At 66.0% G+C, this 15,837-nt stretch carries 13 protein-coding genes; 5 read left to right on the top strand and 8 right to left on the bottom strand.

From position 1 onward, the window contains the following. A complete protein-coding gene (rluD, locus tag ABQ137_RS11090; RefSeq protein ID WP_054592204.1) occupies positions 1 to 996 on the bottom strand; it encodes a 23S rRNA pseudouridine(1911/1915/1917) synthase RluD in 996 nt (331 codons plus the stop codon). Positions 997 to 1,116: 120 nt separating this feature from the next. Between rluD and ABQ137_RS11085 the strand changes: the two genes are divergently transcribed. Then, on the top strand, positions 1,117 to 1,998 hold the full coding sequence (locus ABQ137_RS11085; RefSeq protein WP_024939405.1) for an outer membrane protein assembly factor BamD: 882 nt from the start codon (positions 1,117 to 1,119) through the stop codon (positions 1,996 to 1,998). 325 nt (positions 1,999 to 2,323) lie between these two features. Further along, positions 2,324 to 3,310, top strand: a complete 987-nt coding sequence (locus ABQ137_RS11080; protein ID WP_184518091.1) for a glycoside hydrolase family protein — start codon at positions 2,324 to 2,326, stop codon at positions 3,308 to 3,310. 9 nt (positions 3,311 to 3,319) lie between these two features. Here ABQ137_RS11080 and ABQ137_RS11075 read toward each other — a convergent pair whose 3' ends face one another. The 4 genes from ABQ137_RS11075 to ABQ137_RS11060 form a co-directional block, all read right to left on the bottom strand. After that, positions 3,320 to 4,960: an NAD+ synthase gene (locus ABQ137_RS11075; protein ID WP_039519390.1), complete on the bottom strand. Its 1,641-nt coding sequence runs from the start codon at positions 4,958 to 4,960 to the stop codon at positions 3,320 to 3,322. Positions 4,961 to 5,161: 201 nt separating this feature from the next. Further along, entirely contained in the window at positions 5,162 to 5,983 is an 822-nt protein-coding gene (locus ABQ137_RS11070) for an MBL fold metallo-hydrolase (protein WP_349782470.1), read from the bottom strand. A 213-nt stretch (positions 5,984 to 6,196) separates the two neighbouring features. After that, positions 6,197 to 6,601: a hypothetical protein gene (locus ABQ137_RS11065; protein WP_349782468.1), complete on the bottom strand. Its 405-nt coding sequence runs from the start codon at positions 6,599 to 6,601 to the stop codon at positions 6,197 to 6,199. Between the two features lie 12 nt (positions 6,602 to 6,613). After that, on the bottom strand, positions 6,614 to 6,841 hold the full coding sequence (locus ABQ137_RS11060; RefSeq protein ID WP_349782466.1) for a hypothetical protein: 228 nt from the start codon (positions 6,839 to 6,841) through the stop codon (positions 6,614 to 6,616). Positions 6,842 to 6,963: 122 nt separating this feature from the next. Here ABQ137_RS11060 and ABQ137_RS11055 point away from each other — a divergent pair, with 122 nt between their 5' ends. Next, entirely contained in the window at positions 6,964 to 7,863 is a 900-nt protein-coding gene (locus tag ABQ137_RS11055; protein WP_205408447.1) for a LysR family transcriptional regulator, read from the top strand. Between the two features lie 205 nt (positions 7,864 to 8,068). Here ABQ137_RS11055 and sucD read toward each other — a convergent pair whose 3' ends face one another. Further along, a complete protein-coding gene (sucD, locus tag ABQ137_RS11050) occupies positions 8,069 to 8,944 on the bottom strand; it encodes a succinate--CoA ligase subunit alpha (protein ID WP_011038208.1) in 876 nt (291 codons plus the stop codon). Between the two features lie 24 nt (positions 8,945 to 8,968). Then, the gene (gene sucC / locus ABQ137_RS11045; RefSeq protein WP_016901264.1) at positions 8,969 to 10,138 is read right to left on the bottom strand and encodes an ADP-forming succinate--CoA ligase subunit beta; all 1,170 of its coding nucleotides are present in this window, start codon (positions 10,136 to 10,138) and stop codon (positions 8,969 to 8,971) included. A 231-nt stretch (positions 10,139 to 10,369) separates the two neighbouring features. Here sucC and ABQ137_RS11040 point away from each other — a divergent pair, with 231 nt between their 5' ends. Together ABQ137_RS11040 and ABQ137_RS11035 are read left to right on the top strand one after the other, a co-directional pair. After that, positions 10,370 to 11,983 carry a sensor histidine kinase gene (locus ABQ137_RS11040; protein WP_184518089.1) on the top strand — a complete coding sequence of 538 codons (1,614 nt, stop codon included), beginning with the start codon at positions 10,370 to 10,372 and terminating at the stop codon, positions 11,981 to 11,983. Between the two features lie 192 nt (positions 11,984 to 12,175). After that, on the top strand, positions 12,176 to 13,570 hold the full coding sequence (locus ABQ137_RS11035) for a sigma-54-dependent transcriptional regulator (protein ID WP_051634076.1): 1,395 nt from the start codon (positions 12,176 to 12,178) through the stop codon (positions 13,568 to 13,570). Positions 13,571 to 14,041: 471 nt separating this feature from the next. On the opposite strand, the gene pilB is transcribed toward ABQ137_RS11035, so the two are convergent. Continuing rightward, positions 14,042 to 15,778 carry a type IV-A pilus assembly ATPase PilB gene (gene pilB, locus ABQ137_RS11030; RefSeq protein WP_184518087.1) on the bottom strand — a complete coding sequence of 579 codons (1,737 nt, stop codon included), beginning with the start codon at positions 15,776 to 15,778 and terminating at the stop codon, positions 14,042 to 14,044. Positions 15,779 to 15,837: the final 59 nt, after the last annotated feature.

Genomic DNA, 15,837 nt, shown 5'->3' with positions numbered 1-15,837 from the left:
TCAGCGGCGTGCCAGCTCGGCGGCGCGTGCGCTGTCTTCGCGCAGGGCCGTCATCAGCCGCTGCAGGTCGGCCGGCACCGGCGCGCTGGCGCGCACCGGCTCGCCGCTGACCGGGTGCAGGAATTCCAGGGTTTCGGCATGCAGCGCCTGGCGCTTGAAGGTGCGCAGCTCGTGCACCAGTTCGTCGGTGGCGCCCTTGGGCAGCTTGAGCGCGCCGCCGTACAGCGGGTCGCCGACGATCGGCGACTTCAGATGCGCCATGTGCACGCGGATCTGGTGGGTGCGCCCGGTTTCCAGCCGGCATTCCAGCGCGGTGTGTGCGCGGAAGCGCTCGCGCAGGCGGTAATGGGTGACCGCATCGCGGCCATCGTCGCGCACCGCCATCTTCAGCCGATCGCGCGGATGGCGGTCGATCGGCGCGTTGGCGGTGCCGCCGGAGACCAGCGCGCCCACCACCACCGCCAGGTACTGGCGATGCACATCGCGTGCGGACAGCTGTTCCACCAGCGCGGTCTGCGCCTGCACGGTACGCGCCACCACCATCACCCCACTGGTGTCCTTGTCCAGCCGGTGCACCACGCCGGCGCGCGGCACCGCCGCCAGCGCCGGGTCGCGGAACAGCAAGGCGTTGACCAGGGTACCGTCCGGATTGCCCGCGCCCGGGTGCACCACCAGCCCGGCCGGCTTGTCGATCACCAGTACCTGGTCGTCTTCGTACAACACGCTCAGCGGGATGTCCTGCGGCGCGGCGTGGGTCTGGGTTTCCAGCACCACCTGCACCTGCACGCTCTCGCCGCCGCGCAAGGTGTCGCGCGGGCGCGCCATTTCCCCGTTCAGCAGCGCATCGCCGGACTTGATCCACTCAGACAGGCGCGAGCGCGAGAATTCGGGGAACAGCTCGGCCAGCACCGCGTCGAAACGGCGTCCAGCGGCGTTGTCGGGCACGATGGCCTGGCGGATGGACGGGTCGAGGGGGTCGGCAGATGGGTCGGACATGGACACGGGCACTCAGGCAAAAGCGGGAATTTGGCGGTCCGGGCGGCGGGAGTCAGTCGCCGGACAGGCCACTAGGCTATCATCGCGCTCTCGTTTTCCTGATGCGTCCTGCCCAGACCCATGATCCGACGGTCCACGTTTTCCGCGCCTGCGCGCCTGATTGCCCTCATGCTGGTCATGGCGTTCGTCGTCACCGGCTGCCACCGCGGCGCCAAGGACAAGAATCCCGATGAGGGCATGCCGGTCGAGCAGCTCTACGGCAAGGGCCACGGCCTGATGGAGAAAGGCAACTGGGCCGGCGCCGAAGCCAGCTACAAGCGCCTGATCGCCCAGTACCCGTACGGCCCGTACACCGAGCAGGCGATGATCGAAACCGCCTATGCCCAGTACAAGGCCGGCAAGCACGACGACACCGTCTCCAGCGTCGACCGCTTCATCCGGACCTATCCGACCCATCGCAACATCTCGTATCTGTACTACCTGCGCGGGCTGGCTAACAGCAACCGCGACACGGTGTTCCTGCGCCGCGTGTGGTCGCTGGATCCGAGCCGTCGCGACCTGTCATCGCCGCAGCAGGCCTACAACGACTTCAACACCGTCACCGACCGCTATCCGAACAGCCGCTACGCGCCGGATGCGCGCAAGCGCATGATCGAGCTGCGCGACGTGTTCGCCCAGCATGAACTGGACAACGCGCTGTACTACCTGCGGCGCAACGCCTGGGTCTCGGCGGCCGGTCGTGCCAACTACCTGCTGGAAACCTATCCGCAGAGCGCCTACCAATACGACGCGGTCGCGGTGCTGGCCGAGGCCTACACCCACCTGGGCAACAAGACCCTGGCCGCCGACGCACGCCGCGTGCTGGAGCTCAACAGCCCGCAGCACCCGTGGCTGACCGGCGACTGGCCGAAGTATCCCTGGGCCATCCGCAAGCTCAACCCGTTCGCCGGCGAGAAGTCCGCCGCCACCGGCCAGCGCAACGCACAGATGAGCCGCGACTGAGACAGTAGTCGCCGGTGTAATGAGAAAAAGGGGCCGCAAGGCCCCTTTTTATTGCGGTAACGCGCCTGCGGCGGTGACGGCGCGCCGGCTGCCGCAGGCACTCGCGATGCCTGGCGACAGTGACGCCTGATCGACCGGGAGATCGGCCGTCCCGCATTCCGCGCCCGCGCCCCACCCTCTCCCGCAACGCGGGGCGCGCCTGCCCGCGACAGCTGCAGGCACCTCGCCAGACCCGGCACCAGGTCACCGAACCGCGCCTGTGCGCTGCCTATACTCGGCCCTGAAGAAGACCCGACTCCCCGCTGGCGCCCGCCCAGGAGGCCGCATGTCCCGCTGCATCGTCCCGTTCCTGCTCGCCCTGTTGCTGGCGGCGATGACCAACACCGCCACCGCGGCGCCGATCGTCTACGGCGTCAACGCTCACGACAATCGCCCCGGCTATTCCATGGCCCAGGCCGAGGCCCGCTTCCAGCTGCTGGCCGCACGCAATCTGCGCAGCTACCGCTTCGATGTGGACCCGCGTGACTACGCAACGCTGGATGCGCTGGTCCCGCTGGCGCGCAAGTACGGCATCACGCTGCGCCCGATGGTCTACCCGATGTCGCGCGAGATCGGCTACCAGCTGGCACGCCGCTATGCGGCCGACATCAAGGTCTGGGAGATCGGCAACGAACAGGACCTGGTGCGCGCCGAGGCCGATGCCCGCATCGCGGCAATGACCACGATGTACCTGGGCATGCGCCAGGCCTCCAACGAACTGGGCGCCGGCCTGCGTTTCACCATCAACATCACCGCCTGCAACAGCGACGACCGCAGCGCCAACGCACGCTGCCCCGGCGATCGCAATGGCTCGCTGTGGTTCCTGGCCAAGGCCAAGGCGGCCGGCTTCAATTTCGACCACATCAGCTTCCACTACTACGCCTTCCACCAGGATGCCGGCTACTGGAGCGCGTTGTACCTGGGCCAGCTGCGCACCGCGGCGCAGACCTACAAGACCCCGGTGTTCTTCAACGAGCTCAACTGTGCGGAGATCTACACCGGCAACACCACCGGCGGTGCGGAAGGCGACCGCGGCTGCTACGACAGCCTGGCGCAGTTGCTGCGCAACGTGCGCGACAACTATGCCGACGTGGTGTCCGAGGTGAACGTCTACGAATTGCTGGACCAGACCACCATCCAGGGCGCCGAAGGTCATTTCGGCCTGATGTACGACCTGACCCGGCCCAAGCCGACCCTGGACCTGCTCACCCGCTTCGCACAAACACCGGCCACCGCAACGGCAGCCAATGCAACGGGCGACCGACCGCAATAGCCGTTCGGGCTACTGGCCGGAATAGCCATTGGTGATCGGGTAACGCCGCTCGCGCCCGAACGCGCGCCGCGACACCTTGGGCCCGGGCGCGGCCTGGTGGCGCTTCCATTCGTTGAGCCGCACCAGCCGCAGCACGTGCTCCACCGTGTCGGCGGCATAGCCGGCCGCGACGATGTCATCGCGCGACTGCTCCTGGTCGACGTAGCGGTACAGGATGCCGTCCAGCACATCGTACGGCGGCAGCGAATCCTGATCGGTCTGGTTGTCGCGCAACTCGGCCGAGGGCGGGCGCGAAATCACGGCCGGCGGTATCACCGGCGCCCCGCCCACGGTGTTGCGCCACTTGGCCAGGCCGAACACTTCGGTCTTGTATAGATCCTTGAGCGGGGCGTAGCCGCCGCACATGTCGCCGTAGATGGTGGCGTACCCCACCGCGTATTCGCTCTTGTTGCCGGTGGTCAGCAGCAGCCCGCCGAACTTGTTGGACAGCGCCATCAGGATCACCCCGCGGCTGCGCGACTGCAGGTTCTCTTCGGTGATGTCCGGCTGGGTGCCTTCGAACATCGGCCCCAGCGCGGCGAGCAGGCCTTCGAACGCCGGCTCGATCGCGATGGTTTCCAGCTTGACGCCCAGCGCGCGGCATTGCTCGTCGGCCAGATCGTTGGACAGGTTGGCGGTGTAGCGCGACGGCAACCGCACCGCGGTGACGTTGTCGCCGCCCAGCGCATCGACCGCCATCGCCAGTACCAACGCCGAATCGATGCCGCCGGACAGGCCCAGCCAGACTTTGGTAAAGCCGTTCTTGCGGCAATAGTCCTGCAGCCCGCGCACCACGGCGCGCCAGGCCAGCGCATCCATGCTCTCGTCGCCATCGTCCACCCACACCACCGGGGTGAAACTGCGCTCGCCGGCGGCGTAGTCCACCACCAGCCACTGATCGACGAAGGCGGCAGCGGCCGGATGCACGGTACCGTCGCCATCGGCCACCACCGATGCGCCGTCGAACACCAGCGCATCCTGGCCGCCGACCACGTTGAGGTAGGCAATCGCCGCCCCGCTCTCGCGTGTGCGCTCGGCCAGCAGGGCATCGCGCTGCGCATGCTTGCCGCGCTCGTAGGGCGAGGCATTGGGCACCAGCACCAGCTCGGCGCCGGCCTGCACGGTCCTGGCCAGCGGTTCGGCAAACCACAGGTCCTCGCAGATCACCACGCCCACCTGCACGCCCTTGACCGTGACCACGCAGTTGTCGCCATCCGGGTCCACGTCGAAGTAGCGGCGCTCGTCGAACACTGCGTAATTGGGCAATTCGCGCTTGCGATACGTCGCCTCGATACGCCCGTCGCGCAACACGCTGGCGGCGTTGTAGACCACGCTGCCGGCACTCTGCGGCCAGCCGACCACCGCCACGATGCCGCGCGTACTGGCGGCGATGCGCGCCAGCGCTTCCTGGCAATGGGCGAGAAAACCGGGCCGCAGCAGCAGATCCTCCGGCGGGTAGCCGCTGATCGCCAGCTCGGGAAACAGCACGATGTCCGCATCGAACTCGTCGCGCGCTGCCGCGATGAAGTCGATGATGCGATCGGTATTGCGCGCCACGGCGCCGACCGGGAAGTCGAACTGCGCCATGGCGATGCGGAGCGTCTGGGACATTGGAAGGCCTATGCGAATGCAGCGGGGAAGGCGTGGCTGCGCCGCATCCCGCAACAGACCGGGATGCAGACCGGCGTCGCCGCCAAGCCTGCATTATTCCAGAAGCGCAGCGGCGTGCAGGGATCTGCCGCGCCTCGGTGCTACTCGTTCGCTGCATGCACGGCGCCTGCGCGGATGATGTCCGGCTGCGCCGTCATCGCATCAGCCCCACTGCATCTCGCCGGTGGCGACCTTGGCGCCGATCTGCAATGCCACCGTCATGCCGGCATCGGGGTAGCGCGCGGTCATGGCCTTGATCAGGTCGGCACTGTTGCTGTGCCTGGCCAGCTCTTTCTCGAAGGCCAGCAGATAATCGCGCGTGTAGGCGATGGCCGAGGCATCGGTGGGCGCGCCCGGCAGCAGATGGCCGGCTACCACCACCGATGGCGAACGCGCCGCCATGCTGTCCAGCGTCTTGCGCCAGGCGGCACGGCCTTCGGCGCCGTGCGTATCGGCGGTCCACACATGCGTGCCGGAGAACACCAGCACGCCACCGAAGATCGCCTTCAGTGCAGGCACCCAGATATAGCGTCGGTTGGCCAGACCGTCGGCCTCCACGATCTCCAGCGCGTGGCCTTCCAGTGTGAGCGCAGGGCCATCGAAGGCCTCCGGCATCACGATGTCGGTCAGGCGCTGCGGGCCGTTTTCCTTCAGCTGCGGGCCCCAGGTGGCCAGTTTCTTTTCGACATTGCCCTTGATCGCCGCGATGGTGGCCGAGGCGGCGATGACGCGTGCCTTGGGGAAGGCAGCCTTGATCGGCGCCAGGCTGAAGTAGTAGTCCGGGTCGCTCTGGCTGATGTAGATGGTGGTCAGCGTCTTGCCGCTGGCGCGGATCGCCTCGACCAGCGCCTTGCCGTCAGGCAGGGTGAAGCCGCCATCGATCAGCACCGCATCGTGCGTGCCGGAAATCAGCGCCGGCGCGCGGAAGAACCCATGTTCGCCGGCGGGGAAATGTTGATACGTCAGTGTGGTCGGTGCAGCCATGGCGGTATTCGCTCCAGGGAAGGCGGTTGCGACACTCGCAACGGCCAGGGTTTTGATGACGTCTCGTCGGGTTGGCATTGGTTTGGCCTTTGGGGATGGCGATGGTTGGGGTGAGGGTGCGGCGGAAGACAGCCAAGTCACTGGAGACGAGTGTGGGGAAAGGTCAGCTGCAAGAAAGCCAACCCCATGGCGAGAAACCAGTCCCCCAGATGCCTAAAAATGCCCAGCATCCAACTGCCGCAGGACGACATCGGGGTTGCTATAACCCGCCCCGACATCCAGCAACCACCGCTTGCCGGACGACTGCGCAACCAGCGTCGGCACGCCGCGCACATCGAATTCCTGCAACAGCTCCAGCGCGGTGTCGATGCGCGCCTGTGTCAGCGCAAGCAGCTGCGCATCCGGCGCGGCGATCTGCTTCGCGGCCTGCTCCAGCCCAAGCGATTGCAGCAGGCCCACCAGCGTGTCCAGCGCGGTCACATCGTCGCCTTCGACATAACGCGCCCGCTGGATGGCCCCCAGCACCTGCACTTCGCGCGACGGATCGACACGCGCTACCGCCGTCAGTGCCAACGTCGCCGGACCGCTATCGAAGCGCTGCTGACGATCGCCGAGCACGCGTTGCCGATACTAGGCGCTGAAACCCTGGCCGGTCAGCTGCGCAATGCGTTGGTCGTTGGACCAGGCGTAGCCGGCGAAGGTGTCGTCCATCGCCCTGGCGCCCGCGCCCAGAAACAGCCCGGCTGGCAGCAGTTGCAGCGCGACATCGGCCCGTGCCTGCAGCGCCGACACCACCGCGCTGGCGCCATAGCACCAGCCGCACAGCGGGTCGTAAATGTAGTGAACGGTAGTGGACATGTCAGCGGCATCCGGTGGCGAGGAAGGCATCCTAGGCCCGCGCCGTTGACTCTTAAATCCATCCGCCATAAACATACCGTATGCCAAAGACACACAATCGAAGCGAGACCGGACCAGGCGGCTTGGGCAATCTGCGCCGCCTGGCCTACTTCGTCGCAGTGGTGGACACCGGCTCCTTCACGGCGGCCGCCGAGCGCCTGGGCATCACCAAGGCGGTGGTGAGCCAGCAGGTCGCCCGCCTGGAGCGCGAATGCCGCACCTCGCTATTGGTGCGCACGACCCGCAGGGTGCGCACCACCGAACTCGGGCAGGCGTTCTACCAGCGCTGCGCGGCCATCCTGCGCGATACCGACGACGCCTTCGACGCGCTTACCGACACCGCCGCCGAACCGTCCGGCCTGCTCCGGCTCACCGCCCCGCTGGACTACGGCGTGCGCGTGGTGGTGCCGGCGATCGCAGCCTTCACCCGGCGCCATCCGGCCTGCAAGGTCGACGCAATCCTCAGCGACCAGACCCTGGACCTGATGACGGCCAACATCGAGCTTGCGATCCGGGTCGGCTGGCTGGCCGAAAGCAGCCTGCAGGCACGCAAGATCGGCGCGTTTCGACAGTTGCTGGTCGCCCCTTCCACGATGGCCGCGCAGCTGGCCCGAATCGCATCGCCGCAGGACATCGCCATCCTGCCCTTCGTGGCCAACACCGCCCTGCGCGATCACCAGCGCTGGCAATTCGCGCACGCCACGCATGCGCCGCAGAGTGTGGAGGTGCAGCCGGGCATCTTTCTCGACGCCACCCTCGCCGTGCGCGAAGCGGTGTGCCAGGGCGCAGGCATCTCGGTGCTGCCCGACTATGTGGTCGCTGACGATCTGGCTGCGGGTCGCTTGCTGCATGTACTGCCGCAGTGGCAGTTGCCGTCTGGCGGCATCCACGCCGTGTTCCCGGCAACGCGCTTTCGGCCCGCAAAAGTGCGCGCGTTCGTGGAGCTGTTGCTTGAGCACAATGCACAGCAGCACGAGCCCTGAATCGAACGCTGCAAGCCGATCGAATCCGCCGCCAAGCCGCGGCAGGCAACAGCGGCCGGCGAAGGCGCTGGCACCAGCCAGCCATTGGCCAGCGGAAATGGCCACGTCGGCCATTGCCACAAACGGCTAGCTACGAATGGCTAGCAACAAAAAAGGCCGCCCGAAGGCGGCCTTTCTGACGCTCACACGCTTGCGCGCAGCGTGCTTACTTCACCAGCGCAGCAATCGCCGCACCCAGATCGCCCGGCGAACGGACGGTCTTGACGCCGGCAGCTTCCATCGCCGCGAACTTGCCTTCGGCAGTGCCCTTGCCGCCCGATGCGATCGCACCGGCGTGGCCCATGCGCTTGCCGGCTGGCGCCGAAGCACCGGCGATGAAGCCGACCACCGGCTTCTTCACGAACTGCTTGATGTACTCGGCACCGGCTTCCTCGGCGTCGCCACCGATTTCGCCGACCATGATGATGCCTTCGGTCTGCGGATCTTCGTTGAACAGCTTGAGGCAGTCGACGAAGTTCAGGCCGTTGATCGGGTCGCCACCGATACCGATGCAGGTGCTCTGGCCCAGGCCCACTTCGGTGGTCTGCTTGACCGCTTCATAGGTCAGGGTGCCCGAACGCGACACGATGCCGATCTTGCCCGGCTTGTGGATGTGGCCCGGCATGATGCCGATCTTGCACTCGCCCGGGGTGATCACGCCGGGGCAGTTCGGCCCGATCAGCACGGTGTCCGGATGCGAGCGGGTCAGCACGTTCTTGACGCGCAGCATGTCCAGCACCGGGATGCCTTCGGTGATGCAGACGATGACCTTGATGCCGGCCGCGGCCGCTTCCAGGATCGCATCGGCCGCGTACGGCGGCGGCACGTAGATTACCGACGCATCGGCGCCGGTGCTCTGCACGGCATCGGCCACGGTGTTGAACACCGGCAGGTCGATATGCGTGGTGCCGCCCTTGCCCGGCGTCACGCCGCCGACGACCTGGGTGCCGTACTCGATCATCTGAGTGGCGTGGAAGGTGCCCTGCTGGCCGGTGAAGCCCTGCACGATCACCTTGGTGTTCTTGTTAATCAAAACGGACATGGATAGTTCCTTCGGTGTCGTGGATCAGGCGGCGTTCTTGACAGCTTCGACGACCTTCTTGGCACCGTCGTTGATGTTGTCGGCCGGGATGATGGCCATGCCGCTGTCGCGCAGCAGCTGCTTGCCTTCTTCCACATTGGTGCCTTCCAGGCGCACCACGACCGGGACCTTGACGCCCACTTCCTTGACCGCAGCGATGATGCCCTCGGCAATCATGTCGCAACGGACGATGCCGCCGAAGATGTTGACGAAGATGCCTTCGACCTTGTCCGAAGACAGGATCAGCTTGAACGCCTCGATGACGCGCTGCTTGTTGGCGCCGCCGCCCACGTCCAGGAAGTTCGCCGGCTCGCCGCCGTTGAGCTTGATCACGTCCATGGTGGCCATGGCCAGGCCCGCGCCGTTGACCATGCAACCGATGTTGCCGTCCATGGTGACGTAGTTGATGTCCAGCTCCGAGGCGGTCACTTCGGTCTCGTCTTCCTGCGTCTTGTCGCGCATGGCGACCAGCTGCTTCTGACGGAACGCGGCGTTGTCGTCGCTGTCGAACTTGCCGTCCAGTGCGTACAGGTTGCCGTCGTCCAGGATCGCCAGCGGGTTGATTTCAACCAGCGCCAGATCCTTTTCGTTGAACAGGCGATACAGGTTCACCATGATGCTGGCGAACTGGCCGGCCTGCTTGGCGGTCAGGCCGAGCTTGAAGCCGAAATCGCGGCCGTGGTAGCCCTGCACGCCTTCGACGAAATCGACGTTGAGCGAGTGGATCAGCTCCGGCGTCTCGGCGGCGACCTGCTCGATCTCCACGCCACCCTCGCTGGAGGCGATGTAGGTGATGGTCTTGGTGCCGCGGTCGACCAGGATCGACAGGTACAGCTCCTTGACGATCTCGCCGGCGGTGGTCACCAGCACCAGGTTGATCGGCAGTTCGACGCCGGCGGTCTGGTAGGTGGACATCTTGGTGCCGAGCATCTTGGCCGCTGCGGCCTTCACGTCGTCGGTGGTCTTGCAGAACTTGACGCCGCCAGCCTTACCGCGACCGCCCGCGTGGATCTGCGCCTTCACCATCCAGGGGCCCTTGCCCAGGGAATTGGCGACTTCAACCGCTTCGTCCGGGGTCGCCGCGACCTTGCCGGCCGGAACGGGGATGCCGTACTCGGCAAGCAGCTGTTTTGACTGGTATTCGTGGAAATTCATGCGTCACCGTGGGAAAAGGAAACGACCGCTGCGTGCAACGCAGACCGCCTGGGCGGCACGTCAAGAGACGCGAACGGGCCGCCTATTGTGGCCGACCACGCCGTGCGGCGCAAAAGTCGGCGCGGGTGGCCCGCCGTTTGCGGCGCTTGCGTGCAGCCCGGCACTGTGCGCAAGCGCTGCGCGGGCCGCGCACCTGCCTATACTCGCGGCTTGCTCCAGCGGGGAATCGGCTTGCCATCCAGCCCATCGCTTATCGACCGGATCCAGTCCGCGCCGCAGCGCGAGCTGTACTTCTTTTCGCTGTACCGGGTGCTGGTGGCCGGGCTGATCGCCGCGCTGGTGTTCAGCCCCCTGTCCGACGCGATCCCGGAGCCGCGTTACCCGCGCCTGGCGGCCGGCGTGGCGATCGGCTATCTGTCGGTGGCGATCCCGCTGCTGTTCTGGGGCCGCAGCGAGCGCCGGCTGACCACCACCGTGTTCTGTTCGGTGCTGGCCGACATCGCCGCGGCGACCCTGGCCACGCATGCGCTGCCCGGCGCCAGCGCCGGCATCGCGATGATGCTGCTGTTCAATGTCGCCGCTGCTTCGATCCTGCTGCGCCTGCGCTACGGCATGAGCATCGCGGTACTCGCCAGCGGCGCCATCGTGCTGGAATACCTGTGGACCCTGCTCGAAGGTGGCGGCGCCGCCCGCCCGGTCGCGGAACTGGCGATGTTCGCCACCAGCTACGTCGCGGTGGCCTTCATCTGCGAACAGATCGGCTCGCGTGCGCGCCGCAATCAGGTACTGGCCGAAGAACGCGGCGCGCAGGTCGCCAACCTCTACGAGATCAACGAACTGATCATCCGCCGCATGCGCACCGGCGTGCTGGTGGTCGATACGCACAACCGCATCACCCTGGCCAACGAGGCGGCGCTGGCGCTGCTCGGCGACGGCGACCAGCGCAACGCCCCGGTCAACCTGTCGCTGGCCGCGCTCACGCCCGAACTGTTGCGCCGCCTGCAGCGCTGGCGCAGCGGCTGGCGCGAGGAAGAGGCTCCGCTGCAACTGGGCGCCGACCGCCCGGAAGTGCAGCCGCGCTTCGTGCGGCTGCTCGCCGACAGCGACCTGGTGCTGGTGTTTCTGGACGATGCCAGCGTGGTGTCGCGGCGCGCCGAATCGCTCACCCTGTCGGCGATGGGGCGCTTTTCGGCCAGCCTGGCGCACGAGATCCGCAACCCGCTGGCGGCGATCAGCTACGCCTCGCAGCTGCTGGAAGAATCCCCGGACATCGGCGATGCCGACCGCCGCCTGCTGCAGATCATCCACCAGCAATGCCAGCGCACCAACGGCATTGTCGAGAGCGTGCTCGCGCTGGCCCGCCGCGAGCGCGCAAGCCCGGACAACCTGGATCTGGCCGCCTTCGTGCGCCGCTTCGTGGTCGAGTACCGGCAGACCCTGTCGATGGAGACCGACATCCTGGAGGCCAGCATCCAGGGCAATGCCGTGCATGCCTTGATCGACCCCAAGCACCTGCACCAGATCCTGACCGCGCTGGTGCACAACGCGCTCAAGTACGGCCGGGTCATGGACGAACCGGCGCGGGTGAAACTGCGCGTGGAGCGCATGGAGCGCATGGCGGTGATCGACGTGGTCGACCGCGGCCCCGGCATCCCGGAGACGGTGGCCGCGCAATTGTTCCGCCCGTTCTACACCACCTCCGAGCACGGCACCGGGCTGGGCCTGTATATCGCCCAGGAACTGTGCCGCGCCAACCAGGCGCAACTGGACTACGTGTCGGTGCCGGGCGGCGGCGCCTGTTTCCGGATCCTGTTGCAGGGGCCCAATAGCCTGCGCGGGAAATAAGCTGGATCGTCGCGTCATGCCAGCAGCAAGCCAATGGCGCTGTGGCCTGCGCTAGCGCTGCGATCGTGTCCGTGCAGCCAGCCGCTGCGCATCGTGCTGCGCCCGCGCACCATCGTGTGATCGCGTGAATCGTTACGCCCGGACCCGGCCGGCAATTGTCGACGGTCATCGCCGTGGGCTATCGTGCGCCACATGAACGAACCGAAAAGTGCCCTGGTTGTCGATGACGAGCGTGACATTCGCGAACTGCTTGTTCTCACCCTGGGCCGGATGGGCCTGCGCATCAGCACCGCCGCCAACCTGGCCGAAGCACGCGAGCTGCTGGCCAACAATCCCTACGACCTGTGCCTGACCGACATGCGGTTGCCCGACGGCAACGGCATCGAGCTGGTCACCGAAATCGCCAAGCACTATCCGCAGACCCCGGTGGCGATGATCACCGCGTTCGGCAGCATGGACCTGGCGGTGGAAGCCTTGAAGGCCGGTGCCTTCGACTTCGTCAGCAAGCCGGTGGACATCAGCGTGCTGCGCGGCCTGGTCAAGCACGCGCTGGAATTGAATAACCGCGACCGCCCCGCCCCACCCGCGCCGCCACCGGAACAGGCCAGCCGCCTGCTCGGCGACTCCGGCGCGATGGAAGGCCTGCGCGCCACCATAGGCAAGGTCGCGCGCAGCCAGGCGCCGGTCTACATCGTCGGCGAATCGGGCGTAGGCAAGGAACTGGTCGCCCGCACCATCCACGAACAGGGCGCACGCGCGGCCGGCCCGTTCGTGCCGGTCAACTGCGGCGCCATCCCCGCCGAACTGATGGAAAGCGAGTTCTTCGGCCACAAGAAGGGCAGCTTCACCGGCGCACATGCCGACAAGCCAGGCCTGTTCCAGGCCGCGCACGGCGGCACGCTGTTTCTGGACGAGGTGGCCGAATTGCCGCTGCAGATGCAGGTCAAGCTGCTGCGCGCGATCCAGGAAAAATCGGTGCGCCCGGTGGGCGCCTCCAGCGAGTCGCTGGTGGACGTGCGCATTCTCTCGGCCACCCACAAGAACCTGGGCGACCTGGTCTCCGACGGCCGTTTTCGCCACGACCTGTACTACCGCATCAACGTCATCGAACTGCGCGTGCCGCCGCTGCGCGAACGCGGCGGCGACCTGCCGCAACTGGCCGCGGCCATCATCGCGCGCCTGGCACATAGCCACGGCCGGCCGATTCCGCTGCTGACCCAGTCCGCGCTCGACGCGCTGGACCAGTACGGCTTCCCGGGCAATGTGCGCGAGCTGGAAAACATCCTAGAACGCGCCCTGGCCCTGGCCGAAGACGACCAGATCAGCGCCACCGACCTGCGCCTGCCCGCCCACGGCGGCCATCGCCTGGCCGCCACCCCCGGCAGCGCCGCCGTCGAACCCCGCGAAGCGGTGGTCGACATCGACCCCGCCTCGGCCGCCCTGCCTTCCTACATCGAGCAACTGGAGCGCGCCGCGATCCAGAAGGCGCTGGAAGAAAACCGCTGGAACAAGACCAAGACCGCCGCGCAGCTGGGCATCACGTTTCGGGCGTTGCGTTACAAGTTGAAGAAGTTGGGGATGGAGTAGCTGGAAGGCTGGGATTGGGGATTCGGCATTGGGGATTCGTAAACGCGAGTTGGCTGCGTTTCTTCTGAATGCTCCGTTCTGACCTCTACGTCTCCATGACCCTAGAAGACGGCATTCATAGCCTTATGCTGTTCACCAATAAAAAACGGCGCTCCTCTTACGAGGAAGCGCCGTTTTTATTGGGGCTTTGCAACTTTGCCCAGTCTCGCCAAAACCGGTGAGCAAAAGCTTGGGTGAGAGGGATTACCGCCGTAGCCAGCTTTTCCGATTCCCCGATCCCGATTCCCAATTCCCAATTCCCGGCCTTAGTCCTTGGTCACCCGATTGATCTCGGCCAGGCTGATCACCCGCGCGACCTTCATCCAGTCCCCTGATGCAGGTTGCCAGTAACGATCCAAGACAGACAGCTGCCCAGCCCGCCGGTCGGGGGCTCTTGCGAATCCCCAATCCCGAATCCCCAAATCCCAGCCCTTAGTCCTTCGTCACTCGGTTGATCTCGGCCAAACTGGTCACCCCGTGCGCGGCCTTGACCAACGCTGACTGGCGCAGGTCGCGGATGCCGATACTCTGTGCCGCCTCGGCGATCTGCATCGCGTTACCGCCTTCCAGCACGATCGCGCCGATCTCGTCGGTCATCGGCATCACCTGGTAGATACCGGTACGGCCCTTGTAGCCTTCGGTGCACTCGTCGCAACCGACCGCCTCATACAGCTCGATCCCGGCAGCGATCTGCGCAGGCGTGAAGCCTTCCGCCAGCAACGCATGCTCGGGCAAGGTCGATTTGCGCTTGCAGTTGTTGCACAGGCGCCGCGCCAGACGCTGCGCGATCACCAGGGTCACCGACGAGGTGATGTTGTAAGGGGCAATGCCCATGTTCATCAAACGCGCGATGGTCTGCGGCGCGTCGTTGGTATGCAGCGTGGACAGCACCATGTGACCGGTCTGCGCGGCCTTGATCGCGATCTCGGCGGTCTCCAGGTCGCGGATCTCGCCGACCATGATGATGTCCGGATCCTGGCGCAAGAACGAACGCAGCGCCGCGGCAAAGGTCATGCCGCGCTTGTTGTTCTGCTGCACCTGATTGACGCCAGGCAAGCGAATTTCAACGGGGTCCTCGGCGGTGGAGATGTTGCGCGTCTCGTCGTTGAGGATGCCGAGTGCCGTATACAGCGACACCGTCTTGCCCGAACCGGTCGGCCCGGTCACCAGCACCATCCCGTAGGGTTTGTGGATCGCCTCCAGGAACAGCTTCTGCTGGTCCGCCTCGTAGCCCAGCTTCTCGATGCCCAGCTTGGCCGCGCTGCCGTCCAGGATACGCAGCACCACCTTCTCGCCGAACAACGTCGGCAAGGTGCTCACGCGGAAGTCGATCTGCTTGGTCTTGGACAGGTTGAGCTTGATGCGCCCGTCCTGAGGCACCCGCTTCTCGGCGATATCCAGCTGCGACATCACCTTCAGACGCGCCGCGATGCGCTGGTTCAGCTTTACCGGTGCCTTGGCCACATTCTTCAGCAACCCATCGATGCGCAAGCGCACCCGATAGTCATCTTCGTACGGCTCGAAGTGGATGTCGGAGGCTCCCCGCCGGATCGCATCCACCAGCACCTTGTTGACGAACTTCACCACCGGCGTGTCGTCGCCCTTGGCATCGACCCCGGAATCCCCGCCGGCGCCCATGTCCTCGTCCCCGGCCGACACGTCCAGGTCGCCCATCCCCTCATCGTCGTCACCGAGCGACGAGCCAAGCGCCGCATTGCTGGCTTGCCATTGCTCCAAGGTGCGACGGATCTGGTCCTCGTCGACCAGGATCGGCTCGACCACCAGGTTGGTATGGAACTTGATGTCGTCCAGCGCCCGGGTCTGGGTCGGGTTGCTCACCCCCACGAACAACCGGTTGCCGCGCTTGAACAGCGGCAGCACCTGGTACTTCTGGAGCAACTCCTCACTGACCAGCTTGACCGCGTTCTGATTGGCGTCGAACGCCGACACATCCATCAGCGGCATCCCGAACTCAACGGCGTTGGCGGCAGCAAGCTGCGCGGCCGATACCAGTTTTTTTTCGGCAAACCACTGAGGAAGCGGGATCTTGGCGGCCGCAGCCTGGTCCATGGCGCCGCGAGCAGCGGATTCGTCAATCGAACCGTCCTGCACCAGGCGACGAGCGATTCCCGTGATACCGACTAGATTCGTCGTAACAGCGGTGTTCATGGATTTGTGGACCTTTTCAATTGGCTGCAGTGGTAGTGTGCCGCCGAATGTGAGGCATC

Source organism: Xanthomonas sp. WHRI 8393, from assembly GCF_040203315.1.
In the GTDB taxonomy this organism is placed as follows: domain Bacteria; phylum Pseudomonadota; class Gammaproteobacteria; order Xanthomonadales; family Xanthomonadaceae; genus Xanthomonas; species Xanthomonas arboricola.
Note: the sequence above shows the minus strand (reverse complement) of the source record. Positions and strands in the feature narration are given on the sequence as shown.